This window comes from Agromyces sp. Soil535, from assembly GCF_001428255.1.
GTDB lineage: Bacteria > Actinomycetota > Actinomycetes > Actinomycetales > Microbacteriaceae > Agromyces.
The window spans coordinates 105,023-127,839 of sequence record NZ_LMRW01000012.1; the positions used below are offsets into that span (position 1 = coordinate 105,023).

Below are 22,817 nucleotides of genomic sequence, written 5' to 3' on the forward strand. Positions count from 1 at the left end.
GTCAGGCCATGACCGCGCAGGCGCGCGCCGCGGTCACAAGCCGAGGCGGCGGAGCGTTCGTTTCACCCTGTTCGGCAGACGGCTGCCGAGGACACGACGCCAGAGGTAGCTCGTCAGAATGACTTTCCGTACCGGGTCGAGGGTGCTGCGCCTGATCTCGGCGATGCCGGACCGTCGCAGCGCCAGGAGTTGGGCGTCGTCGTGCGGCCACCGCTTGGAGAGACTCCCCGCCGTGTAGTACTTCGTGCAGAGCGCCTCGGGCACGCGAACGAACTCCCCGATCAGGGAGAGCGCGACCAGCCAGGTCCAGTCGGCGGAGTACTCGCCCTTCTCGTTCGGATGGATTCCGCCGACCTCGGCGAACGCAGAGGAGCGGAAGAGTCCCCGATTCGGCACCCACCAGTTCTCGGGGCGGCGGATCATGACGCGGCCGCGCTGGAGGCTGGACTCGAGTCCCTCCAGCGTGTCGAACACGTGAAGCCTCGCCGTGCCGTCGAGCTCGTGGACGTGCATGTCACTGAAGGCCAGGACGGCTCGCTCGTTCGTTCCCAGCGCCCCCACGAGTTCCTCGACATAGGTCGGTGCGACGACGTCGTCGTGGAACGCGAAGAACATCAGATCGCCCTCGGCACGTGCCATGAGGTCGTTCGAGTTGCGCAGCCACCCGAGATTGGTGTCGCGTTCCACGATCCGGGTGTTGGGATGATCGGCGGCGAATCGGCGCACCACCTCCAGCGTGTCGTCGGTCGACCGGTCGTCCCCGACGAGGATCTCGATGTGCGGCCACGTCTGGGCGGCGAGGCTGTCGAGGGTCCTCATGATGAAGCCGGCGCCGTTGTACGTGGGCACCAGCGCGGTGACGAGCGGGGGCTGCTCCCGTGCCTGCATGAACTTCCTTCCTGCGGCGTTCAGCCGGCGATCTCGGTGGCGAGCACCTGGGCGAGCCACGGGGCCGTGGAGTACTTGCCGGTGTCCACCGAGTAGTACGTTCCGCGGCGTTGCACGCCGTAGCGGTCGCGGCGGTGCAGCCCCGACCGTCGATCGTCGAGGGCGCCCGTGCCGCGCGCGAAGACGAAGCCCCCGTGGACGGTGAGGGCCTCTGCGTCATCGAACACCCGTCCGACCCCCGGCATCACGTGCTCGAGCGCGACGCGGACGCGGTCGACGAACGCATCGGCTTCCGGGCCCTCCGGGCGAGCCGGAGCTTCCAGCTCGAGCTCGGCACCTTCGGCCGCGAGCCCGACCGGGTACCACGAGAGGTAGAAGTCCCTGCCGTTGTAGTTCTTGACGTCCCCGAACGGTCCCACGGTGACGATGGCGCTCGGCAGGTCGCAGCTCGTGCGTGTCCGGGCGAACACGCACAGTCGGTAGCGGTGGGTCCATGGTGGCTCGGGTGTGAGGCCGGCGGAGACGTCGATCGGGAGCCGGCCGTTCCAGAGCGCGTTCACGACCACGTCGAAGTCCTCGTCGAGCCCGTTGTCGGTCGAGACCCGCCACCGCCCGTCGGCGGGACCGTGCGGTTCCACGGCGACGACGGTGCTGCCGAGCTGGAGCGTCACGCCCGTCTCCGCGGCGACGGCGCCCGCGAGCCGATCCGCGAACCACCCGGTGTCCACGGAGCGCTCCGGCACCCGGAACCCGGCAACGATCTCCTCGCCCGCCACGGCACTCAATTCAGCCGGCGTGAGCTCCGTCGTCCGTGCGTCGGACAGGTCCACGAGGTAGCGGCCTGCGTCGGGATGCTGCCGGATGAGTTCACTGACCCCGTCGAAGGTCGCACGCAGGGCATCGGGTGCGACCACGGAATTGCGGTGCACGAGGTAGACGTCGTCGTCGGTGGTCGTGTGACCGTCGAGGTCATCCCCGGTGAGTTCCCGGGCCCGCTCTTCGAACAGCAGGCCACCGGTCAGGAGGTGCCGTGCCGTCGCAAGCGCGGGATCCGCGCCGTAGAGGTACCCGAGATGGATCTTGCCCTCGTTCCAGCGGCTCGTCGCCGCCATGGGCGCCGCTTCGCGGTCGACGAGGGTCACGTCGAATCCGCGACGAGCCAAGCTGATCGCAGCGGAGCTGCCCATGATGCCGGCCCCGAGGACCGCGACTCGACGCCCGGTCATGACCGCACGACGGATGCGTCGGACTCGCCGTCGACGTACTCGCTGGGATCGTAGGGCCCGTCGGCGAAGACGATGAGCGTCGAATCGTCGTCGAGGTAGGTCTGCTGCGCCCAGACGCCGGCTTCGATCAGCACCGCTGGACGGTCCTCGTCGAGCGTGACGCTGGCGTGCTCGCCCCGATGACGGAAGTCCACGTCGATCGTGCCGGTGGCGCGGAACAGGACCTGCCGCACGCGTCGATGGCCGTGGCCACCGCGCACTGCGCCCCGTGGTGCACTCACCACGAAGGTTCGTGCGACGCTGAAGCCGACGTCGTCGAACGTCATGGGCGTGAGGGAGCCCCGGTGGTCGCGAATGCGGTCGAGCGCGAGGACGCGCACCGATCCGTCGAGGAGGGCCGCCGCCGGCTCGACCGCGACCTCCACTCCGGACGGGTCGCCGAGCGGTTCGGGAACAGATGCCATTCGCTTCTCCATGGATCTCGCCCCGCGCGCGATCCCTCGGGCACGGATTACGGCTGGAGGGCCGATCGGCCCGCCACAGGACGAAGTCAATCATCTCGGCCGTGGGGGAATCGACTCTTATCCCCGGAACTGGGGGCAGATCCGGACACCTCGGCGGGGTCAGAGGGTGTTGCCGAGCTTGAATCCCTTCTCCTCATCGCCCTTGCGCGTGTACGAGAAGCCGTCGGCGCCGATCGTGACCTCCATCTCGGAGTCGTCGGTGCGCGCCACCACGGGCTGCGGGTTGCCGTCGAGGTCGAGCACGAGCGAGGCATCCGTGTACCAGCTGGGCACCACCGGGTTGCCCCACCAGTCGCGGCGCTGGTTGTCGTGCACGTCCCAGGTGACGACGGGATTGTCGGGGTCGCCCGTGTAGTAGTCCTGCGTGTAGATCTCGACGCGGTGGCCGTCGGGGTCGCGCAGGTAGAGGTAGAACGCGTTCGAGACGCCGTGACGGCCCGGGCCGCGCTCGATCACGTCCGACATCCGCAGGGCGCCGAGCGTGTCGCAGATCGCGATGATGTTGTGCTTCTCGTGGGTCGCGAACGCGATGTGGTGCATGCGAGGGCCGTTGCCGCCGGTCATGGCCGTGTCGTGCACGGTGGGCTTCCGGCGCATCCACGCGGCGTAGGTCGTGCCCGCCTCGTCCTGGATGTCCTCGGTGACCCGGAAGCCGAGGTCCTCCATGTACCTCACCGCGCGCGGCACATCGGGCGTGACCTGGTTGAAGTGGTCGAGGCGCACGATCGTGCCGGGCCTGTGGAGGTCGTAGCGCCAGGCGAGCCGCTCCACGTGCTCGACCTCGTGGAAGAACTCGTAGGGGAATCCGAGCGGGTCCTCCACGCGCACCGAGTCGCCGATGCCCCGGGTGAACCCCTCGGCGCGACGCTCGACGCGGCATCCGAGTTCCTCGTAGAACGCGACGGCACGGTCGAGGTCCTCGGGTGTGCGCACGCGATAGCCAAACGCGGCTGCCGCCGCGATCGGTCCCTTCCGCAGGACGAGGTTGTGGTGGATGAACTCCTCCATCGTGCGGAGGTACACGGCCTCGTCGTCCTCCTCGGTGACGACGAGCCCGAGCACGTCGACGTAGAACGCGCGCGACACGGCGAGGTCGGTGACGACGAGCTCCATGTAGGCGCAGCGCACGACGTCGGGCGCGGGGGAGCTCGGTGTGGGGATCGGGTTCGCGGGCGCCGGGATCGGGTCGACGGCGGTCACGGTGGGTTCGGGGAGTTCCATGTCAGCTTCCTTGCTCTGGTGGTCTGCGGGTTGAGGAGCCGCCGGAGGGGCGCCTCGAAACCCGGTGTACGGGATGCGGGTCTCGAGACGGCGCTACGCGCCTCCTCGAGCGGCGGAGGTGCCGAAGCGGGGCGAGTGCGCCTCGTTCAGCGTGATGTGCACCGCCTGCTGGTCGGTGTAGAAGTCGATCGAGCGGTAGCCGCCCTCGTGGCCGAGGCCGGAGGCCTTGACGCCGCCGAACGGGGTTCGCAGGTCGCGCACGTTGTTGGAGTTCAGCCACACCATGCCGGCCTCGACGGCCTGCGAGAAGTTGTGCGCACGCTTCAGGTTGTTCGTCCAGATGTAGGCTGCGAGGCCGTACTTGGTGTCGTTGGCGAGCGCAAGGGCCTCCTCGTCGGAGTCGAACGGCGTGATCGCGACGACCGGACCGAAGATCTCCTCCTGGAAGATGCGCGCATCGGGTGCGACATCCGCGAACGCCGTCGGGGCGACGTAGTTGCCGGTGTCGAGGCCCTCGGGCCGACCGCCGCCGGCGACGAGGCGGCCTTCCGTCTTGCCGATCTCGACGTAGGACATGACCTTCTCGTAGTGCTCCGGGTGCACGAGCGCGCCGACTTCGGTCTTCGGGTCGTGCGGGTCGCCGACCACGATGTTCCGTGCCCTCTCGGCGTAGCGCTCGACGAAGTCGTCGTAGATCGGCCGCTCGACGAGGATGCGGCTGCCCGCGGTGCAGCGCTCGCCGTTCAACGAGAACACCCCGAACACGGTCGCGTCGAGCGCCGACTCGAGGTCGGCGTCGGCGAACACCACGGCGGGGCTCTTGCCGCCGAGCTCCATCGAGAGGCCCTTCAGGAACGGCGCGGCGTTGCCGAAGATGACCTGCCCCGTGCGGCTCTCGCCGGTGAAGGAGATGAGCGGGACATCCGGATGCTTCACGAGCGCGTCGCCCGCCTCCTCGCCGAGCCCGTTGACGAGGTTGAAGACGCCGCGGGGCACGCCGGCCTCGCGGAAGATGTCGGCCCAGAGCGATGCCGAGAGCGGGGTGAACTCGGCGGGCTTCAGCACGACCGTGTTCCCTGTGGCGAGCGCAGGGGCGAGCTTCCACGACTCGAGCATGAACGGCGTGTTCCACGGCGTGATGAGCCCCGCGACGCCGATGGGCTTGCGGTTCACGTAGTTCACCTGGCGCCCCGGCACCTTGTAGGTGTCGTCGCGCTGCGCGACGATCAGGTCGGCGAAGAACCGGAAGTTCTCGGCCGCACGCTGCGCCTGCCCGAGTGCCTGCGTGATCGGCAGGCCCGTGTCGAACGTCTCGAGCTCGGCGAGCCGGATGTCCCGCGCCTCGACGAGGTCGGCGATGCGGTGCAGCACACGGGCGCGGGCGCGGGGCAGCATGCGCGGCCACGGTCCGTCGGTGAACGCGCGACGCGCGGCGGCGACGGCGAGGTCGATGTCGGCCCGCTGCCCGGCGGCCGCCTGCACGTACGTCTCGTTCGAGACCGGGTCGAGCACGTCGAAGGTCTCGCCGCCGACGGAGTCGACGAACTCACCGTCGATGTAGTGGCGGATGCGGTCGGGCAGGCCGTCGGGGATGTGATGCGTCATCGTGGTCTCTCTCATCGTGCGGCGACGGGCGCCGGGGTCGGGTGCTTGTGGGCCGCCTGGTAGGCGAGCATCGCGTCGAGCGTCGCGGTGCGATGGCGCCGGGCCGCGAGCTCGATCTCGAGCGGCTCGGCGCCCTGTTCGATCAGCTCGACGATGTGCTCGTGCTCGGCGACGGACTCGCGCGCACGGCCCGGCACGAAGCTGAACGACGAGTCGCGCAGCATCCGCATGCGATTCCAGCCGCGGTGCACGAGGTCGAGGATGTGGGGGTTGGGGCACTCCTCGAAGAGCACCGAGTGGAACTCGAGGTTGAGCTCGGTGAAGCGGTGCGGGTCGAAGTCGTCGAGGGTGCGCCGCATCCGCTCGTTGATGTCCCGCGCGCGCTCGAGGTCCGCGGGCGTGAGGTACGGCGCGGAGAGGGCGGTGGCGGCGCCCTCGACCACGGCGAGGGTCTGCATGGTGTGCAGGTACTCGGTCTCCTTGATGAGGGCGACCTGCGCCCCCACGTTCCGTTCGAACGTCACGAGCCCCTCGGCCTCGAGCCGGCGGATCGCCTCGCGCACGGGCACGACCGACACGTCGAGCTCCTTGGCGATCTGCCCGAGCACGAGCCGGTAGCCGGGCACGTACCGGCCGTCGTCGATGCGCTCGCGGATGAAGCGGTAGGCCTGCTGCGATTTGCTCTCGACGGGACGGAGCGTCTCGGCGCTCATCGTCTCTCCTCCTCGCGCTCGGCCTCGTAGCGGGCGCGCCACTCGGCGTTCATGGGGAACAGCCCGTCGACGGATGCCCCGTCGGCGACCCGGCGGGCCACCCACTCGTCCTCCGCCTCCTGTGCGGCCGCTTCGCGGGCGACGTCCCACGCGAGCGCGGGCGGGATGACGATCACGCCGTCGCCGTCGCCGACGACGACGTCTCCGGGCTCGACCGCGGCGCCGCCGCACGAGATCGCGACGTCGACCTCCCACGGCACGTGGCGGCGGCCGAGCACGGAGGGGTGCGGCCCCTGCGAGAACGTCGGGATGTCCATGGCGGCGACGACGTCGAAGTCGCGCGTGCCGCCGTCGGTCACGATGCCGGCCGCGCCGCGCACCTGGGCCCGCAACGCGAGCACGTCGCCCACCGTGCCGGTGCCGCGCTCGCCACGGGCGTCGATCACGAGCACCTCGCCGGGCCCGACGGTGTCGAACGCGACCTTCTGCGCGTTGTATCCGCCGCCCTTGCGGGCGAACAGGTCGGGGCGGAACGGGATGAACCGCAGCGTGCGCGCGCGGCCCACGACGCGCGCGCCCGGGCGATTGGCGCGCACCCCCTCGATGAAGACGTCGGTGTAGCCGCGCTTGCGCAGCTGCACGCTGAGCGTGGCCGTGCCGACCGAGGCGAGCAGGTCGCGCAGCTCGTCGGTGAGCTCGAAGGCGGGGGGCGCGGCATCCGGCGCCTCGCCAGGATCGAGGCCGGCGGCCCGCGCGTCGCCCCACGCCTCGATGCGCTGGCGGTCGTCGACGTCGGGCCGCGAGCCGAAGTCGCCGAACGGCACCATGCCCTCGGTGACGGTCGTGGCGAGGCGGCCGGAGCTCGGCGCGCCCGCGGCATCCGGGGCGTCGACCTCGACCTCGACGACGTCGCCCGGCATGACCACCGACGAGCCGGCGGGCGTGCCCGTGAGGATGACGTCGCCGGTCTCGAGCGTCATGAGCTGCGAGAGGTCCGCGATGAGCCGACCGAACGGGAAGAGCAGCGTGCCGGTGGTGTCCTGCTGTACGAGCTCGCCGTTCACCCAGGTGCGTACGCGCAGGGCGGCCGGGTCGACGGATGCGGCGTCGATGAGGTTCGGCCCGAGCGGCGTGAACCCGTCGCCGCCCTTCGAGCGCACGTTGGAGCCCTTGTCTGCGGCGCGCAGGTCGTAGAGCCCGAAGTCGTTGGCGGCCGTGACCGATGCGACGTGACTCCAGCCCTGGTCGGGGGAGACCCGCCGCGCGGGCTCGCCGATGACGAGCGCGACCTCACCCTCGAAGGCGAGGAGCTCGGTGCCGGCCGGGCGCTCGAGCGTGGCGCCGGATGCCGCGAGCGACGACGAGGGCTTCAGGAAGTAGCTCGGCTGCACCGGGGTTCGGCCGCGCTGCGCCGCGCGCGAGGGGTAGTTGAGGTGCACCGCGATGATCTTGCCCGGGGTGGCGATGCCGGAGATGGTCATGGACGTCCTCGTCTGTTGGTATCTGAAATCATATACGATTTATCGAGTCTACGGAAGTGCGGGTCCGCGTCAGTATTCGGGCCGGACGGCAGGGGGCTCCGCGCTCGGAGACTCGCCCGCCGCTCCGGCATCGCCGATGAACCGATCGGCGAGCGCCTCGGAGGCGCGCGCCAGCAGCGTCACGTCGGCGCCGACGAGCACGAACGCGGCGCCCGCCGCGAGGTAGCGGTCCGCGGCATCCGGGGCGAACGCGTTGACACCGGCGGGCTTGCCCGCCGCCACGGCCGCGGCGATCGCGTGCAGCACCCCCTCGACGACTTCGGGGTGGTCCTGCCGCCCGAGGTGGCCGAGGGATGCGGCGAGGTCGGCGGGTCCCACGAGGATCCCGTCGACGCCTTCCACGGCGAGGATCTCGACGACCTGTCCGAGCGCCGCCTCCGACTCGATCTGCACGAACAGCGAGACGGTCGCGTCGGCGGCGGCCAGGTAGCCCGGCACCCGGTTCCACCGCGACGACCGCGCGAGGGCGCTGCCGACGCCGCGCACACCCGCGGGCGGGTAGCGCACCGCTCGCACGAGTTCCGCGGCCTGCTCGGGGGAGTCGACCATCGGGATGAGCAGGTTCTGCACCCCGAGGTCGAGGTATTGCTTGATGACGACGGTGTCGCCGAACGGCGGCCGCACGAGCGGCGTGACCGGGTAGGCCGCCACGGCCTGCAGCTGCGCGAGGATCGACTCGGGGCCGTTCGGCGAGTGCTCCGCGTCGATGAGCACGATGTCGAGCCCGCTGCCCGCGGCGATCTCGGCGTTCAGGGCGCTGCCCGAGCACACCCACATGCCCACGAGCGGTCGATCGGATGCCGCGAGCCGCTCTTCGAGCGTCGGAGGAAGCGTCATTCGAACCGGCATGTCACCGTTCCCAGCTCTCGGTAGTCCGCGTGCACCGTGTCGCCCCGCTCGACCCACATCGGACGCGTGAAGGATCCCGCGAGGATGAGCTCGCCCGCCTCGAGGGCCTGACCGTGCTGGGCGAGCTTGTTCGCGAGCCAGGCGACGCCCATCGCCGGATGTCCGAGCACGGCGGCGGCGACGCCCGACTCCTCGATCACCTGGTTGCGTGAGAGCAGCGCCGACACCCAGCGCAGGTCGACGGCGTCGGGCTTCACCGGCGTACCGCCCACGACCATCGCGCCCATGGCGGCGTTGTCCGAGATCGTGTCGACGATCGTGCGGCCCTCGAGCTCGATGTGCGAGTTCAGGATCTCGAGCGCCGGCACCACGTACGCGGTGGCATCGAGCACGTCGAAGATCGTGGTGCGCGGTCCCTCGAGCCGCTCGCGCAGCACGAACGCGAGCTCCACCTCGATGCGCACGTTCGAGAAGCGGTCGAATCCGACGGATGCCCCGGACTCGATCACCATGTCGTCGAAGATGACGCCGTAGTCGGGCTCGGTGATGCCGGTGGCGGCCTGCATGACCTTGGAGGTGAGGCCGATCTTGCGCCCCACGAGCCGGCGCCCGGCGGCGATGCCCCGATCGGCCCACTCGCGCTGCACCGCGTAGGCGTCCTCGATGGTCATGCCGGGATTCCGTGCCGTGAGCAGGGGCACCGTGGTGCGGGTGCGGTCGGCGTCGGCGAGCTCGTCGGCGATCGCCGCGATGCGGGAGGGGTCGAGCACGGGAGCTCCACTTCGTCGTCGGATGCTGGTGTGAATCGTATACGATTCCGGACGGTTCGGGGTGGACGGTCGTCCGAATCACCTCTTGCGGGGTATCCGAAATCATATATGATTCACGAACGCTCGTCTCGGACACGGTGACGGGCTTCCCCCGTCCGCGGACCCGACAGAGGAGTCGAACCGCCATGACCGCGACATCCGCCAGCATCATCGCCCCCACCGAGGCCAGGCGCCGCGAGCTCCGCCGCGTCGCCTTCGCCACCGTCATCGGTACCACCATCGAGTGGTACGACTTCTTCCTCTACGCGAGCGCTGCAGGGCTCGTGTTCGGTGCCCTCTTCTTCGCTCCGGCCGGCGCTGAGATCGCCACGCTGCTCGCCTTCGCGACCGTGGGCGTGAGCTTCCTCTTCCGCCCCCTCGGCGCGTTCCTGGCCGGGCACTTCGGCGACAAGATCGGCCGCAAGGCGATGCTCGTCGTCACGCTCATCCTCATGGGCACGGCCACGACGCTCATCGGCCTGCTGCCGACCTACGAGCAGGTCGGCATCGCGGCGCCGATCATGCTCCTGCTGCTGCGCATCCTGCAGGGCCTGTCGACCGGCGGCGAATGGGGCGGCGCCGTGCTCATGGCCGTCGAGCATGCGCCCGACGGCAAGCGCGGCCGCTACGGCGCGTTCCCGCAGATCGGCGTGCCGATCGGGCTCCTCCTCGCATCGGGCGTACTCGCCATCATGACCGGCGTCGTCTCGCCCGGCGACGCGTTCCTCGAGTGGGGCTGGCGCATCCCGTTCCTGCTCAGCTTCGTGCTCATCATCGTCGGCGTCATCGTGCGTCGCGCGGTCGACGAGAGCCCGGTCTTCAAGGAGATCGCCGCGAAGAAGGAGGAGGCCAGGACACCGATCCTCACGCTGTTCCGCAGGCACTGGCTGCTCGTGCTGCTCGCCGCGCTCACGTTCGCCGGCAACAACGCCGCCGGGTACATGACCACGGGCGGGTACCTGCAGAACTACGCCACGACGCCGATCGCCGACGGCGGGCTCGTGGGCATGGAGCGGACGCCCGTGCTCCTGGCGGTGGCCGGGGCATCCGTCGTGTGGCTCGCGTGCACGTTCGCGGCGGGCGCCGTGAGTGACCGGATCGGACGCCGCAACACCTACATCATCGGCTGGATCGCGTTCCTCGCCACCGTATTCCTGCTGTTCCCGCTCGTGAACACGGGGAACCCGTGGCTGCTCTTCCTCGGGGTATCTCTCTTCGCGATCGGCAACGGATTCACGTACGGACAGCAGGCTGCGTACTTCACCGAGCTGTTCCCGGCCTCGATCCGCTACTCGGGCGTCTCGATCACGTACGCGATCGGCGCCATCCTCGGCGGCGCGTTCGCGCCGATGATCGCGACGTGGCTGGTGCAGACCACCGGCACCGCAACCTCGGTGGCGTTGTACATCGCGGGCGTGATGCTGGTCGCGTTCGCGGCGACGCTGCTGCTGCGCGACCGCACCGGGATCCCGCTCGGCCCGGACCACGAGGCCGAGCAGGCGCGCGGGGCCATCTACGGACTGAAGTAGGGGCTGCGGCATCAGACGAGCGGATGCCGCGGTGTGTGCGCCGCGGCATCCGCTCGCCGGGGTGGATCAGCGGGTGTTCACCGCGATGATCTCCTGCTGGTACGGCGCGATCACCGACCCCGAGATGCGGCAGTCGAGCAGCAGGAACCGGCGCGCCTCGACGGGCTCCCCGGCCCAGGAGGCGAGTCGGTCGAGGTCGGCGAGCTCGCGCACGACGACCCCCTCGGCCCCCACCGCCGAGGCGAGGCCTGCGAAGTCGGCCTCGGGAATGCGCATGGGGGCGTCGGCGTAGCCCTGCAAGCCGTAGAGGTGCACCTCGGCGCCGTACGCGGCGTCGTTCCACACGACGGCGATGCCGCGTCCGCCGGCCGTGCGCACCGCGGTCTCGAGGTCGGCGAGCGCCATAAGTCCGCCCCCGTCGCCGGTCGTGAGCACGATCGTCGCGTCGGGCTTCGCCGCGGCGGCACCGGGCACGCTCGGGAAGCCGAGGCCGATCGACTGGAATGCCGTGCCGACCATGAGCATGCAGTCGGGTGACGCCACCGGCCAGTACGTGTTGGCCCAGCCGATGAAGTGCCCGCCGTCCGAGACGACCACGCGATCCTCGGGCAGGAGCTCGGCGAGCCGCGCCGCGACGCTGCGGGGGTCGAGGCGGCCGTCGGGCGCGGTGCCGTCGCCCACCTCACGCGCGCGCAGCGGGCCGAAGTCGACCGACTCGCGCCATCCGTTCGGCACCGCGCCGGCCTCGGCGAGGCGGTCCGCGAGGCCGGATGCCGCGAGCCGCGCGTCGCCCGCCACGAACCGGGTGACCGCCGTGTGCGTCGCCCCCGCGCCGACGTCCACCTGCACCACCTGGGTGCCGGGCGCGAACAGGTCGCCGAACCGCATCGTGAACTGGTTGAGCGACGCGCCGAACACCACGGCGACGTCGGCCTCGTGCACGAGCCGCATCGCGGCCTCCTGCCCGAAGCCGCCGGCGACGCCGAGGTCGTGTGCCGCATCGGGGAAGATCCCGCGGCCGAGCGCGGTCGACGCGGTGACGGCGCCCGTGGCGTCCGCGAGCCGACCGAGCGCGTCACCCGCGCCGGAGAGCCATGCACCCCGGCCGGCGAGGAGGAACGGGCGGCGCGCCTCGGTCAGGAGCCGTGCGACGGCGTCGAGGTCGGCTTCACCGGGTGCGAGGGGTGCAGGCAGGGTGATCGGTGCGGGCGGGGCGAGCTCGCCTGCCTCGGCAGTGGCGAGGTCGTACGGGATCGCGAGCACGACGGCCGTGCGGTGCGTCAGGGCATGCTCGACCGCGTGGGAGGTCGTGGCCGCGGCATCCGCCCGGCCGACGACGAAGGTGGCGGCGCCGACGGCCGCGGCGAGTGCCACCTGGTCGACGTCCCACGGACGAGCCCCCACGGTGGGCGCGTCGCCCACCACGAGGACCAGCGGGGTTCGCGCTTGCACGGCCTCGGCGAGCGGGGTGAGCGTGTTGGTGAAGCCCGCGCCGTAGGTGACCGTCGCCACGGCGAGCCGGCCGCACGAGCGGAAGAACGCGTCGGCGGCCACCACCGCACCCGCCTCGTGCCGCACGGCCGTGTACGCCGCGTCGGTGTCGTGGAGGGTGTCGAGGAATGCGGCGTTGCCGTTGCCCATGACGCCGAAGACGTGCTCGACGTGGGCGGAGAGGGCGTGCGCGACGTGCGCGGAGACCGAGGGCATGGCGGTGTCCTTCGAGACGGTGACGGATGTGAATTCCGTATGTGTCTCGCGCGACCCGTGGTGACCGGTCGGCTTCGTGCCCTTTTTTCGAGCACCGGCACGGCATCGCGCCTGGACGGAACGAGTATACGTCCCGCCCAGGCGCGCGTCGGTCGGGCCGGGCGGTCAGACCCCGCGGCTGCCCGTCATCATCCTCACCAGCCACACGATGACCGCGAGGATGAGGAGCACGATGCCGACCCACAGGAGGAAGTTCAGCGACTGGACGAACCCACCCGTGAACAGCAGGATGATGGCGATGATGGCGACGACGATCAGGAGGATGTTCATGATGATCCCTTCGATCTCTTCCATATCGGGCGATCCTGCCGCCGCACCGGCTCGTGCGACGATGATCGGCCTCACGGTCACTCGATCACAGGATCGCCGTTCGTGTCGAGGGCTTCCCCTGCAACCGCATGTTGTGCAATGCAGTCTCGAGGGCACGGCAGAATGGGTCGGGTGAAGACGATCCAGCTGCGCCGGTACACGCTCGTCGATGGGGAGTACGACGCGTTCGTCGAGTGGTGGCGGGGGGCGATGCCCGCCGTGCGCCCTGCCGCCGGGTTCACGATCGAGTTCGCCTACGGCATGCGCGACTCCAACGAGTTCGTGTGGGCCGTGAGCGCGCCCGGCGACCGCGACGAGTTCCTCCGGCTGGAGCAGGCCTACCTGGCCTCCGACGCGCGTGCCGCCGTGTTCGAGGGCGTGCCGCAGCGGATCGCCGTCTACGACATCCGGTTCGTCGACGAAGCGCCGCTGCCGGTCTGAGCAGGGCTCAGGAGCCGAGCGACGCCCGGATGGTGCGCGACGCCGCGCTGAGCCGCGCCGCGATCTCGGCGTCGCTCCGGTCGCTCGAGACGTAGACGACCGCGAGCGCCGCCGCCTCGTGACCGTGCAGCGGGAGCGGTACCGACACCGATCGCAGGCCGGTGATGACCTCGTCGTGGCTGGTGGCGTAGCCGTTCGCGCGCGCGCGATCGAGCTCGGCGCGGTGCACCCCGTCCACCCCGTCGACGTCGACCGGCCACGTGCGCTCCGGCATCGCGAGCAGGATCGCCTTGCCCGGGGCGCCGACGCCCACCGGATGCCTCGTGCCCGGCCGTTGCGCGACCGACGCGATCGCGTGGCGCGGCTCGACGGAGACGAGCGTCACCACCTCACCGCGGTCGTGCACCGCGAGGAAGCAGGTCATGCCGAGCTCGTTCGCCGCCGCCGTGAGCTCGGGCAGGGCCTCGGCCTGGAGGTCGTGCGCGACGCCTGCGGCGAGTGCCGCGAGCCGGGCGCCGAGCGCCACCCTGCCCCTTGCGTCACGGACCACGAGCCGGTGATCCTCGAGCGTGCGCAGCAGCCGGTAGGCTACCGAGCGGTGCAGCCCGAGCTGCGCGGCGAGCTCGTCGATCGTGAGCGGCGTGCGCGCGTCGGCGAGCACCTCGAGGGCACGGATGCCGCGGCTGAGCGTCTGCGAGTGCGGCGCCTGCGTGGTCGTCGCGGCGCTCGTTGTGGCATCCGCTCGTTCGTCGGCACTCGTCATCGGGCTCCTCGTGTGTCGCTCGCGTCCGGCCAGCGTTGCGGAACTCGGCGTGACCGGGTAACGAACTAATCAATAGTCGAACACTGCGCTCGATATTAGAACCCACGGATGGAAGCCGCAACGGCATCCGTAGAATCGAAGCACATCCCCCGGAACCAACGTGGTCGATGCTGCCCACCCGCGCGCGCTCGGCCGGAGAAGGAAGACCGTGAGCCACGAGTTCGACGCCCGACGTGCGGAATGGATCGCCCGAGAGGAGCTCGCCGAGCGGATGATCCCGCTCATCGGCGGCCTCTATCGGGACCACGGGGTGGTGACCTCCATCCACGGCCGTCGGCTCATCAACCGCTCGGCGATCGACCTCGTGAAGGCGCACCGCTTCGCACGCCAAGCGGGCGACGAGGAGCTGCCCCTCGCCGACACCATGCGCGTGCTCGAGGCGCTCGGCGAGCTCCGCCCCGGCCCTGCCTCGATCGATGTCGCGCGGCTCGTCGCTCGATACGGCGAGTCGGCCGCCGACAGTGAGCGGATGCCGCTCGTCGACTTCCTGCGCGCCGAGCTCGCGCCTGTGCTGGGCGCCGACGGCCGCGACAGCGCCACCCCGGGCACCGACGTGGTGCTCTACGGCTTCGGCCGCATAGGACGCCTGCTCGCGCGCATCCTCATCGCCCACTCGGGCGGCGGCCAGGGCCTCCGACTCCGAGCGATCGTGGTGCGCAAGGGCTCCGCCAACGACCTCGTGAAGCGCGCGAGCCTCCTGCGGCGCGACTCGGTGCACGGCCCGTTCGCCGGCACCATCGAGGTCGACGAGGAGGCGAACACGATCCTCGCGAACGGCACCCTCATCCAGGTGATCCACGCGAACGATCCTGCGTCGATCGATTACACGGCCTACGGCATCCACGACGCGATCGTCGTCGACAACACCGGCCGCTGGCGCGACGAGGAGGGGCTGTCGCAGCATCTGCGGTCGACCGGCGTCGCCCGCGTGCTGCTCACCGCCCCGGGCAAGGGCGCGATCAAGAACATCGTGCACGGCATCAACCACGGCGACATCGAGGCATCCGATCGGATCCTCTCGGCCGCGTCGTGCACGACGAACGCGATCACGCCCGTGCTGAAGGCCGTGCACGACGCGTACGGGGTGGAGCGCGGGCACGTCGAGACCGTGCACTCGTTCACGAACGACCAGAACCTCATCGACAACTTCCACGCGGGCGACCGCCGCGGCCGCTCCGCCGCGCTCAACATGGTCATCACCGAGACGGGCGCAGCGAAGGCCGTCGCGAAGGCGCTGCCCGAGTTCGCCGGCAAGCTCACGGGCAGCGCCATCCGGGTGCCGACGCCGGATGTCACGCTCGCGATCCTCAACCTGCGGCTGGAGCGCCCGGCGACGAAGGCCGAGCTCAACCGCTACCTGCGCCAGGTGTCGCTCACGTCGCCGCTGCGCCAGCAGGTGGACTACATCGAGTCGCCCGAGGTGGTCTCCACCGACTTCGTCGGCTCGAACCGCGCCGGCATCATCGACGGGCTCGCCACGATCGCCGATGGCACCGACGCCGTGCTCTACGTCTGGTACGACAACGAGCACGGCTACAGCTGCCAGGTCGTCCGCGTGATCGAGGTGATGGCGGGCACCCACCCGCTCGTGCTGCCCGAGCGGCAGTGGGTGGTGCTCGAGCGCGAGCTCGCGACGGTGGAGTGACGCCGCGGCACGGCGCGGGCGGCGCTCCGCAGCCGACGTAGGCTGAACGCATGAGCACCGAAGCCGTCATCGTCGACGTCATCCGCACGCCCGTCGGGCGGGGCAAGCCCGGGGGCATCCTCTCGGGCGTGCATCCCGTCGACCTGCTCGCGGGGGCGCTCGACGCGCTCGTCTCCCGCAACGACCTCGATCCCGCACTCGTGGAGGACGTGATCGGCGGATGCGTCAGCCAGATCGGCGAGCAGAGCTACAACATCGTCCGCAACGCCGTGCTCGCCGCGGGGTTCCCCGAGACCGTGCCCGGCACGACGATCGACCGGCAGTGCGGGTCGAGCCAGCAGGCGGCGACCTTCGCCGCGCAGGCGGTGCTCGCCGGCCAGGCCGACATCGTCATCGCGTGCGGCGTCGAGTCGATGAGCCGCGTGCCGCTCGGCTCGAGCGCCGCGGGCGCCGACCCGTACGGCCCCCGCATCCGAGCCCGATACCCCGACGGGCTCGTGAACCAGGGCGTCTCGGCCGAGCTCATCGCCGCGAAGTGGGGGTTCTCACGCGAGGAGCTCGACGCCTTCGCGGCCCGCTCGCACGCGCTCGCGGCGGCGGCGGGGGAGTCGGGTGCGTTCGCGACCGAGGTCGTGCCCGTGTCCGGCGTCGACGCCCTCGTCGACGAGACCGTGCGGCCGGGCACGTCGGTCGAGTCGCTTGCCGGCCTCAACCCGGCCTTCCGTACCGACGCGCTCGCCGAGCGCTTCCCCGAGCTCGACTGGCGCATCACGCCCGGCAACTCGTCGCCGCTGACCGACGGGGCCTCGGCGGCACTCATCATGAGCGCCGAGGCGGCCGAACGGCTCGGGCTCACCCCTCGAGCCCGGTTCCGCGCGTTCTCGGTGGTCGGCAGCGACCCGCTCTACATGCTCACGGGCGTCATCCCGTCGACCGAGAAGGTGCTGTCGCGGGCGGGCCTCACGCACGACGACATCGACGCCTACGAGGTGAACGAGGCGTTCGCGTCGGTGCCGCTCGCGTGGCTGCGCGACACGGGGGCGGATGCCGCGAAGCTCAACCCGCGGGGCGGCGCCATCGCCCTCGGGCACGCGCTCGGCTCGAGCGGCACTCGCCTGCTCACCACGCTCGTGAATCAGCTCGAGGCCACCGACGGACGCTATGGCCTGCAGACGATGTGCGAGGGCGGCGGCATGGCCAACGCCACCGTCATCGAACGCATCTGATCCGACCCACGAAAGGACGCACATGGAACTCGACGGCGCCTCAGCGATCGTCACCGGCGGGGCATCCGGCCTCGGCAGGGCCACCGCCCGTGCACTCGTCGACGGCGGGGCATCCGTCGTGCTCGTCGACCTGCCCGGCCCGCGCGGTGAGGAGGCCGCGGCCCAGCTCGGAGATCGCGCCCGGTTCGTGGCGGCGGATGTCGCGAACGAGGCCGAGGTGCAGGCGGCCGTCGACGCGGCATCCGCGCTGGCCCCGCTGCGCGTCGCCGTGAACTGCGCCGGCATCGTGACCGCGAACCGCACGGTCGGGCGCGACGGGCCCGCACCGCTCGACGCGTTCGAGCGGACGATCCGGGTGAACCTCATCGGCACGTTCAACGTGACACGCCTCGCCGCCGCCGCGATGGCCGCGACCGACCCCGTCGAGGGCTCGGTGCCCGGCGGGCCGGCCACGCCCGAGCGCGGCGTCATCGTGAGCACCGCATCGGTCGCCGCGTTCGACGGGCAGATCGGGCAGGCCGCCTACTCGGCGTCGAAGGCGGCCGTCGCCGGCATGACGCTGCCGATCGCACGCGACCTCTCGAAGCTCCTCATCCGCGTCGTCACGATCGCACCCGGCATCTTCGAGACGCCGATGATGGCCGGCATGCCCGACGACGTGCGGGCATCGCTCGCGGCGCAGGTGCCGCATCCGTCGCGACTCGGGCATCCGACCGAGTACGCAGCCCTCGTGCGCTCGATCATCGCGAACCCGATGCTGAACGGCGAGGTCATCCGCCTCGACGGCGCGATCCGGATGCAGCCGAAGTAGCCGCGTCCGGATCGCGCCGCGGTCAGGTCCGCCCGAGCGTGGGCATCGCGCCGCCCCTGCCGCGAACCGTCTTGATGACGCCGTCGATGACGTCCCAGACGGCGACGCCGATCACGACCGCGACGAAGACCGGCACGATTACGTCGCCTGCGTCGCCCCACGGCCAGCCCATGGCCTCGAGCGCCTCGGGGTTGATGAGCTGCCCGGTGGTGAACAGCCACAGCGCGGGCACGACGAACGCGACGTTCAGCACGAGGTTCGCGACGACGAGCCACCAGGTCCAGCCCCAGGCGTAGATCGCGATCGCGAACAGCATCTCGAGCACGATGAGCGCGAGGAAGTACGGGATCCAGAAGCTCCACAGCTCGGGATCGAGCAGCGGGATCGCCTCGAGCGCGCCGACCCAGGGGAGCCCGAACTGCTGCCAGACGAGCACGAGGGCGAAGATGCCGAGGAACACGAGCGATCCGATGAGCTCGCCGCGCCGACCCGGCCGGCTGAGCTCGGGCAACTGTGGGAGCATGTCGGGCGTCCAGGCGAGGTCGGCGCCCTTGCCCGGCGAGCGCTCGAGGACCGCGAACGCGAGGGTGGTCCAGAACCCGAGGTGCACGGCGAGGGAGAAGCCCACTCCGACGGCGCTGCCGATGACCTCGCCGACGTCGGCACCCGAGAGGATCTCCGCGAAGGCGACCGCTGCGACGGCGATCGGCAGCACCACCGAGTACAGGAGCTTCAGCAGGCGCCACCACATGAGGTAATAGCGCGGCCCGATGAGCTGCAGCGGCCGGTCGACGTAGCTCGCGGCGAGGGCCGCCGGGTCGCCGAGCTCGACGAGGGCCATGCGTTCGGCGTCGGCGGGCGCACGCCCCGTCTCGACGAGGGCGTCGGTCGCGTCGCCGATGCGCTCGCGCAACTCGCGCTCGAGGTCGGTGCGCTGGGACTCTGGCACGCTGCGGCTCGCAGCCCAGACGTAGCGGTCGGTGAGGGTGGTCATCGTTCGTCTCCCGTGGTCAGGCGCCGCAGCGCCTCATCGATCAGGTGCCAGTCGGCGGTGAGCACCTCGGCGAGTCGTTCGCCCTCGGTGCTCGTGCGGTAGAACTTGCGGGGCCGTGCCTCGTCGGTGTTCCACTCGCTCGTGAGGAGCGCCTGCTTCTCGAGCCGGCGGAGGAGCGGGTAGAGGGTGTTCGCGTCGACTGTGATTCCGAGACCGTTGAGGGACTCGAGCAGCGCATACCCGTAGTCGGGCGTGCGCAGGCGGATCAGGCACGCGAGCACGACGGTGCCGCGGCGCAGCTCCTGCAGGTGGCCGGCGGTGGTCTCATCGGTGCCCATGACCGACACGATACTGTGTCTCACACACTATCGCAGGAGACACAATGAAGTGACGGATGCTCCATGGTGCCGGCATCCGTTCCAAGGAGTGGGCCGGGGCCTACTGCTCGGCGTGCGCCTCGAGGAATTCGTACACCTCGGCGTCATCGACGCCGGGGAAGGTGCCCGACGGCAGCGGCGACAGCACGTGTGCGTGCAGGCGTGCGCTCGGCCATGCCTGCCCGGCCCAGCGCTCGGCGAGCCCGTTGGGCGCGCGACGGCAGCACGACTCGTCGGGACAGGTCGAGGCCGCCCGCAGGGTCGTCTCCCGCCCGCGGAACCACTTCGCCTGCGCGAACGGCACGCCCACCGTGATCGAGAACTCCGCGGCATCCGTGCGTCCGGTCTGCGTGGCGCACCAGAACGTGCCCGCAGGCGTGTCGGTGTACTGGTAGTTCTCGGTCGTGCGATTGGTCTGCTCGAAGGCGGCGCGGGCGCTCCACTTCTTGCAGACCCATTGGCCCTCGATCGAGCCCGTGACATCCGTCGGCAGGAGGAGGCCGTCGTTCTCGTAGCCCTTCAGCAGCGCGCCGTCGCCGGCGACCCTGAGGAAGTGCAGGGTCATGTCGAGGTGGCTCGTGGCGAGGTTCGTGAAGCGCAGTGCCGCCGCCTCGTGGGTCACCCCGAACGCGTCGCGGAAGTCCTCGATCGCGAGCCGCTTCTCCTTCTTGGCCTGCTGTAGGAACGCGACGGATGCCTCCTGCGGCATCAGGCAGGCGGCCGCGAAGTAGTTGATCTCGAGTCGCTGCCAGAGGAACTCGTCGTAGCTCGCCGGGGGGGTGTGGCCCATCAACCGGTGTGCCATCGCCTGCAATGCCATGGAGCGCAGGCCGTGGCCACCGGGGATCGACGCCGGCGGAAGGTAGACGCGCCCGTTCGCGAGGTCGGTGATCGAGCGCGTGGAGTCGGGAAGGTCGTTCACGTAGATGAGCTGGAATCCGAGGCGCTCGGCCATCACGCTGACCTCGCGGTGGGTGAGCGCACCCGTGCGATGGCCCGAGGCACGCACCTGCTCCTCGGCGAGCTGCTCGATGTCGGCGAGGTAGTTGTCCTGTTCGCGCATGCGCTCGCGGAGGTCGGTGTTCGCGCGACGGGCCTCTTCGGGGGTCGCGATGGCCTCGCTGGCACGCCGCTGCAGCTCCCGGTGCAGCCCGACGATCGCCTCGAGCGTCTCGTCGGTGACGCCGCGACCCGGACGGATCGCCGGGAGGCCCATGCTCGCGTAGAGGGGGCTCGACTGGGCGCGGCCGAGTTCGAGCTCGAGCGCCGCGCGTCGGCTCGGCGCCTCGCGGGCCAGGAGGTCGGCGAGCTCGACTCCCAGCGACGCCGCGAGCGCGTCGAGCGTGGAGAGCTTCGGCTCGCGCTTGCCGTTCTCGATGAGCGAGAGCTGGCTGCCCGCGAGGCCCACTGCATCGCCGAGCTGGTCGAGGGTCAGGCCGCGCTCGCCCCGGAAGTGGCGGATGCGCTGGCCGAGGGTCGCGAGGTCTGGGGTGCCGGCTTTCATCGCTTAAGAATAGCGAAAGATCGATGATTCTTAACACGCGAGATCGTCGTATGGATGCCGCAATCCGGCGCATCCTTGAAGTACCAACCACTCCGGCCGCCGGTCGGGAACCCACGAAAGGGACGACGATGACGATCTCCGAGTTCTCCACCGGAACGACAGGGTCCGACACCGCCGGGCACGCGCAGCGAGGCACCACCGACGCCGCCCTGCGCGCATGGGTCGACGAGATCGCGGCGCTCGCCAAGCCCGATGAGATCGTCTGGTGCGACGGATCCAAGCACGAGGCCGACCTGCTGACGAAGCAGCTGGTCGCCGAGGGCAAGCTCATCAAGCTCAACCCCGAATGGCGACCCAACAGCTACCTGGCGCGTACCGACCCGAGCGATGTGGCCCGGGTGGAGGACCGCACGTTCATCTGCTCGACCTACGAGGAGGACGCCGGCCCCACGAACAACTGGCGCGACCCCCGCGAGATGCGCGAGGAGCTCCTCGACGTGTTCGACGGCTCGATGAAGGGCCGCACGATGTACGTCGTGCCGTTCTCGATGGGCCCCCTCGGCGGCCCGATCTCGCAGCTCGGCGTCGAGATCACCGACTCGCCCTACGTCGTGCTGAACATGGGCATCATGACCCGCATGGGCGAGCAGGTCTACCGCCTGATCGAGGCCGGCGAGCCGTGGGTGCACACCGTGCACTCGGTCGGCTACCCCCTCGTCGACGGCGTCGGCCACCGCCGCTCCGAGGTCGAGTGGCCCTGCAACGACACGAAGTACATCGTGCAGTTCCCCGACTCCCGCGAGGTCTGGTCGTACGGCTCGGGCTACGGCGGCAACGCCCTGCTCGCGAAGAAGAGCTTCGCCTTGCGCATCGCGAGCGTCATGGCCCGCGACGAGGGATGGCTCGCCGAGCACATGCTGCTCATCAAGGTCACCTCGCCCGAAGGCAAGGCGTACCACGTGGCGGCGGCGTTCCCGTCGGCGTGCGGCAAGACGAACCTCGCAATGCTGCGCCCGACGATCCCCGGCTGGAAGGTCGAGACGATCGGCGACGACATCGCCTGGATGCGCCCCGGCGACGACGGACGCCTCTACGCGATCAACCCCGAGGCGGGTTTCTTCGGCGTCGCGCCCGGCACCGGCGAGTCGACCAACCCCACCGCGGTGCAGACGCTCTGGGGCAACACGATCTTCACGAACGTGGCGCTCCGTCCTGACGGCGACGTCTGGTGGGAAGGCCTTACCGACGATGCGCCGGCCGAGCTCACCGACTGGCAGGGCAGGCATTGGACGCCGGCATCCGGGCACCCGGCCGCGCACCCGAACTCGCGCTTCACGGTTGCGGCGGCCCAGTGCCCGCAGATCTCCGACGACTGGGACGCCCACGACGGCGTGCCGATCGACGCGATCCTGTTCGGCGGTCGCCGTGCCACGAACGTGCCGCTCGTCGCCGAGGCGCGAAGCTGGAAGCACGGCGTGTTCATGGGCGCGACGATCTCGTCGGAGAAGACCGCGGCCGCCGAGGGCACCGTCGGCGAGCTGCGACGCGACCCGTTCGCGATGCTCCCGTTCTGCGGCTACAACATGGCCGACTACTGGGGTCACTGGGTGAAGATGGGCCGCGTGCTCGGCACGAACGCGCCGAAGGTCTTCCAGGTCAACTGGTTCCGCAAGGGCCACGACGGCTCGTTCCTGTGGCCCGGGTTCGGCGAGAACTCGCGCGTGCTCGAGTGGATCGTCGGCCGCATCGAGGGCACAGCCGACACGGTCGAGACGCCGATCGGCCTGCTCCCGGCATCCGGCTCACTCGACCTCGACGGGCTCGAGATCACCGATGACGCGCTCGAGCAGCTCTTCCACGTCGACCGTGACACCTGGCTCGCGGAGTGCGACCTCACCGAGGAGTACTTCGCACAGTTCGGCGACCGTGTGCCCGCCGCCCTCAAGGCGGAGCTCGCGAGCCTGCGCTACCACCTGGCGCACCAGGACGCGTAACGCGCGATTCGAGGGCCGGGG

At 70.5% G+C, this 22,817-nt stretch carries 21 protein-coding genes; 6 read left to right on the forward strand and 15 right to left on the reverse strand.

Annotated features, from left to right (window positions below; genetic code table 11):
• Positions 1 to 33 precede the first annotated feature (33 nt).
• The 9 genes from ASG80_RS09860 to hpaH all read right to left on the reverse strand — a co-directional run bounded on the left by ASG80_RS09860 (position 34) and on the right by hpaH (position 9,337).
• Positions 34 to 888, reverse strand: coding sequence for a glycosyltransferase (locus tag ASG80_RS09860; protein ID WP_056730087.1), 855 nt, complete (start codon positions 886 to 888; stop codon positions 34 to 36).
• Positions 889 to 908: 20 nt separating this feature from the next.
• A complete protein-coding gene (locus ASG80_RS09865; RefSeq protein ID WP_056730089.1) occupies positions 909 to 2,114 on the reverse strand; it encodes an FAD-binding oxidoreductase in 1,206 nt (401 codons plus the stop codon).
• A complete protein-coding gene (locus ASG80_RS09870; RefSeq protein ID WP_056730091.1) occupies positions 2,111 to 2,578 on the reverse strand; it encodes an FdtA/QdtA family cupin domain-containing protein in 468 nt (155 codons plus the stop codon). Before ASG80_RS09870 ends, ASG80_RS09865 begins: the two co-directional genes overlap by 4 nt.
• Before the next feature lie 159 nt (positions 2,579 to 2,737).
• Positions 2,738 to 3,859 carry a 3,4-dihydroxyphenylacetate 2,3-dioxygenase gene (hpaD, locus tag ASG80_RS09875; protein WP_056730093.1) on the reverse strand — a complete coding sequence of 374 codons (1,122 nt, stop codon included), beginning with the start codon at positions 3,857 to 3,859 and terminating at the stop codon, positions 2,738 to 2,740.
• A gap of 93 nt (positions 3,860 to 3,952) precedes the next feature.
• On the reverse strand, positions 3,953 to 5,464 hold the full coding sequence (gene hpaE / locus ASG80_RS09880) for a 5-carboxymethyl-2-hydroxymuconate semialdehyde dehydrogenase (protein WP_156401767.1): 1,512 nt from the start codon (positions 5,462 to 5,464) through the stop codon (positions 3,953 to 3,955).
• 11 nt (positions 5,465 to 5,475) lie between these two features.
• Positions 5,476 to 6,177: a GntR family transcriptional regulator gene (locus ASG80_RS09885; RefSeq protein ID WP_056730097.1), complete on the reverse strand. Its 702-nt coding sequence runs from the start codon at positions 6,175 to 6,177 to the stop codon at positions 5,476 to 5,478.
• Complete coding sequence (locus tag ASG80_RS09890) at positions 6,174 to 7,658, reverse strand: fumarylacetoacetate hydrolase family protein (RefSeq protein WP_200952542.1); 1,485 nt, start codon at positions 7,656 to 7,658, stop codon at positions 6,174 to 6,176. The genes ASG80_RS09885 and ASG80_RS09890 overlap by 4 nt, the downstream gene beginning before the upstream one ends.
• Positions 7,659 to 7,727: 69 nt before the next feature.
• Positions 7,728 to 8,567 (reverse strand): HpcH/HpaI aldolase/citrate lyase family protein, encoded by an 840-nt coding sequence (locus ASG80_RS09895; RefSeq protein WP_056730102.1) that lies wholly within the window; start codon positions 8,565 to 8,567, stop codon positions 7,728 to 7,730.
• Positions 8,552 to 9,337 (reverse strand): 2-oxo-hept-4-ene-1,7-dioate hydratase, encoded by a 786-nt coding sequence (gene hpaH, locus ASG80_RS09900; protein WP_056730104.1) that lies wholly within the window; start codon positions 9,335 to 9,337, stop codon positions 8,552 to 8,554. Before hpaH ends, ASG80_RS09895 begins: the two co-directional genes overlap by 16 nt.
• A 185-nt stretch (positions 9,338 to 9,522) precedes the next feature.
• On the opposite strand from hpaH, the gene ASG80_RS09905 reads away from it, so the two are divergent.
• On the forward strand, positions 9,523 to 10,905 hold the full coding sequence (locus ASG80_RS09905) for an MFS transporter (protein ID WP_056730106.1): 1,383 nt from the start codon (positions 9,523 to 9,525) through the stop codon (positions 10,903 to 10,905).
• A 66-nt stretch (positions 10,906 to 10,971) separates the two neighbouring features.
• On the opposite strand, the gene ASG80_RS09910 is transcribed toward ASG80_RS09905, so the two are convergent.
• Both ASG80_RS09910 and ASG80_RS09915 read right to left on the reverse strand, forming a co-directional pair.
• On the reverse strand, positions 10,972 to 12,612 hold the full coding sequence (locus tag ASG80_RS09910) for a thiamine pyrophosphate-binding protein (protein ID WP_056730107.1): 1,641 nt from the start codon (positions 12,610 to 12,612) through the stop codon (positions 10,972 to 10,974).
• 165 nt (positions 12,613 to 12,777) lie between these two features.
• A complete protein-coding gene (locus tag ASG80_RS09915) occupies positions 12,778 to 12,966 on the reverse strand; it encodes a hypothetical protein (RefSeq protein WP_156401770.1) in 189 nt (62 codons plus the stop codon).
• A gap of 147 nt (positions 12,967 to 13,113) precedes the next feature.
• Here ASG80_RS09915 and ASG80_RS09920 point away from each other — a divergent pair, with 147 nt between their 5' ends.
• Positions 13,114 to 13,422, forward strand: coding sequence for a hypothetical protein (locus ASG80_RS09920; RefSeq protein ID WP_056730892.1), 309 nt, complete (start codon positions 13,114 to 13,116; stop codon positions 13,420 to 13,422).
• 7 nt (positions 13,423 to 13,429) lie between these two features.
• Here ASG80_RS09920 and ASG80_RS09925 read toward each other — a convergent pair whose 3' ends face one another.
• Positions 13,430 to 14,185 carry an IclR family transcriptional regulator gene (locus ASG80_RS09925; protein WP_082590081.1) on the reverse strand — a complete coding sequence of 252 codons (756 nt, stop codon included), beginning with the start codon at positions 14,183 to 14,185 and terminating at the stop codon, positions 13,430 to 13,432.
• 208 nt (positions 14,186 to 14,393) lie between these two features.
• Between ASG80_RS09925 and ASG80_RS09930 the strand changes: the two genes are divergently transcribed.
• Genes ASG80_RS09930 through ASG80_RS09940 form a run of 3 tightly spaced genes read left to right on the forward strand, consistent with a single transcriptional unit; the run spans position 14,394 to position 17,927 of the window.
• On the forward strand, positions 14,394 to 15,890 hold the full coding sequence (locus ASG80_RS09930) for a glyceraldehyde-3-phosphate dehydrogenase (RefSeq protein WP_082590092.1): 1,497 nt from the start codon (positions 14,394 to 14,396) through the stop codon (positions 15,888 to 15,890).
• Positions 15,891 to 15,940: 50 nt separating this feature from the next.
• Positions 15,941 to 17,116 carry an acetyl-CoA C-acyltransferase gene (locus ASG80_RS09935; RefSeq protein ID WP_056730110.1) on the forward strand — a complete coding sequence of 392 codons (1,176 nt, stop codon included), beginning with the start codon at positions 15,941 to 15,943 and terminating at the stop codon, positions 17,114 to 17,116.
• A 22-nt stretch (positions 17,117 to 17,138) separates the two neighbouring features.
• Positions 17,139 to 17,927 carry an SDR family NAD(P)-dependent oxidoreductase gene (locus tag ASG80_RS09940; RefSeq protein WP_056730112.1) on the forward strand — a complete coding sequence of 263 codons (789 nt, stop codon included), beginning with the start codon at positions 17,139 to 17,141 and terminating at the stop codon, positions 17,925 to 17,927.
• A 22-nt stretch (positions 17,928 to 17,949) separates the two neighbouring features.
• Here ASG80_RS09940 and ASG80_RS09945 read toward each other — a convergent pair whose 3' ends face one another.
• From ASG80_RS09945 to ASG80_RS09955, 3 genes are all read right to left on the reverse strand, one after another.
• A complete protein-coding gene (locus ASG80_RS09945; RefSeq protein WP_056730114.1) occupies positions 17,950 to 18,921 on the reverse strand; it encodes a permease prefix domain 1-containing protein in 972 nt (323 codons plus the stop codon).
• Positions 18,918 to 19,259 (reverse strand): PadR family transcriptional regulator, encoded by a 342-nt coding sequence (locus ASG80_RS09950; RefSeq protein WP_056730116.1) that lies wholly within the window; start codon positions 19,257 to 19,259, stop codon positions 18,918 to 18,920. Before ASG80_RS09950 ends, ASG80_RS09945 begins: the two co-directional genes overlap by 4 nt.
• 100 nt (positions 19,260 to 19,359) lie before the next feature.
• Positions 19,360 to 20,802, reverse strand: coding sequence for a helix-turn-helix domain-containing protein (locus tag ASG80_RS09955; RefSeq protein WP_056730118.1), 1,443 nt, complete (start codon positions 20,800 to 20,802; stop codon positions 19,360 to 19,362).
• Between the two features lie 128 nt (positions 20,803 to 20,930).
• On the opposite strand from ASG80_RS09955, the gene ASG80_RS09960 reads away from it, so the two are divergent.
• Entirely contained in the window at positions 20,931 to 22,796 is a 1,866-nt protein-coding gene (locus ASG80_RS09960) for a phosphoenolpyruvate carboxykinase (GTP) (RefSeq protein ID WP_056730120.1), read from the forward strand.
• The last annotated feature ends 21 nt before the right edge of the window (positions 22,797 to 22,817 follow it).

Excerpts from the sequence above, each read along its gene's own strand:
- hpaE (WP_156401767.1), bottom strand. The coding sequence starts at position 5,464 with ATGACGCATCACATCCCCGACGGCCTGCCCGACCGCATCCGCCACTAC.
- ASG80_RS09945 (WP_056730114.1), bottom strand. The coding sequence starts at position 18,921 with ATGACCACCCTCACCGACCGCTACGTCTGGGCTGCGAGCCGCAGCGTG.
- ASG80_RS09935 (WP_056730110.1), top strand. The coding sequence starts at position 15,941 with ATGAGCACCGAAGCCGTCATCGTCGACGTCATCCGCACGCCCGTCGGG.
- ASG80_RS09940 (WP_056730112.1), top strand. The coding sequence starts at position 17,139 with ATGGAACTCGACGGCGCCTCAGCGATCGTCACCGGCGGGGCATCCGGC.
- ASG80_RS09925 (WP_082590081.1), bottom strand. The coding sequence starts at position 14,185 with ATGACGAGTGCCGACGAACGAGCGGATGCCACAACGAGCGCCGCGACG.
- ASG80_RS09915 (WP_156401770.1), bottom strand. The coding sequence starts at position 12,966 with ATGGAAGAGATCGAAGGGATCATCATGAACATCCTCCTGATCGTCGTC.
- ASG80_RS09905 (WP_056730106.1), top strand. The coding sequence starts at position 9,523 with ATGACCGCGACATCCGCCAGCATCATCGCCCCCACCGAGGCCAGGCGC.
- ASG80_RS09910 (WP_056730107.1), bottom strand. The coding sequence starts at position 12,612 with ATGCCCTCGGTCTCCGCGCACGTCGCGCACGCCCTCTCCGCCCACGTC.
- ASG80_RS09885 (WP_056730097.1), bottom strand. The coding sequence starts at position 6,177 with ATGAGCGCCGAGACGCTCCGTCCCGTCGAGAGCAAATCGCAGCAGGCC.
- ASG80_RS09860 (WP_056730087.1), bottom strand. The coding sequence starts at position 888 with ATGCAGGCACGGGAGCAGCCCCCGCTCGTCACCGCGCTGGTGCCCACG.
- ASG80_RS09890 (WP_200952542.1), bottom strand. The coding sequence starts at position 7,658 with ATGACCATCTCCGGCATCGCCACCCCGGGCAAGATCATCGCGGTGCAC.
- hpaD (WP_056730093.1), bottom strand. The coding sequence starts at position 3,859 with ATGGAACTCCCCGAACCCACCGTGACCGCCGTCGACCCGATCCCGGCG.
- ASG80_RS09960 (WP_056730120.1), top strand. The coding sequence starts at position 20,931 with ATGACGATCTCCGAGTTCTCCACCGGAACGACAGGGTCCGACACCGCC.
- ASG80_RS09870 (WP_056730091.1), bottom strand. The coding sequence starts at position 2,578 with ATGGCATCTGTTCCCGAACCGCTCGGCGACCCGTCCGGAGTGGAGGTC.
- ASG80_RS09955 (WP_056730118.1), bottom strand. The coding sequence starts at position 20,802 with ATGAAAGCCGGCACCCCAGACCTCGCGACCCTCGGCCAGCGCATCCGC.
- ASG80_RS09865 (WP_056730089.1), bottom strand. The coding sequence starts at position 2,114 with ATGACCGGGCGTCGAGTCGCGGTCCTCGGGGCCGGCATCATGGGCAGC.
- ASG80_RS09895 (WP_056730102.1), bottom strand. The coding sequence starts at position 8,567 with ATGCCGGTTCGAATGACGCTTCCTCCGACGCTCGAAGAGCGGCTCGCG.
- ASG80_RS09950 (WP_056730116.1), bottom strand. The coding sequence starts at position 19,259 with ATGGGCACCGATGAGACCACCGCCGGCCACCTGCAGGAGCTGCGCCGC.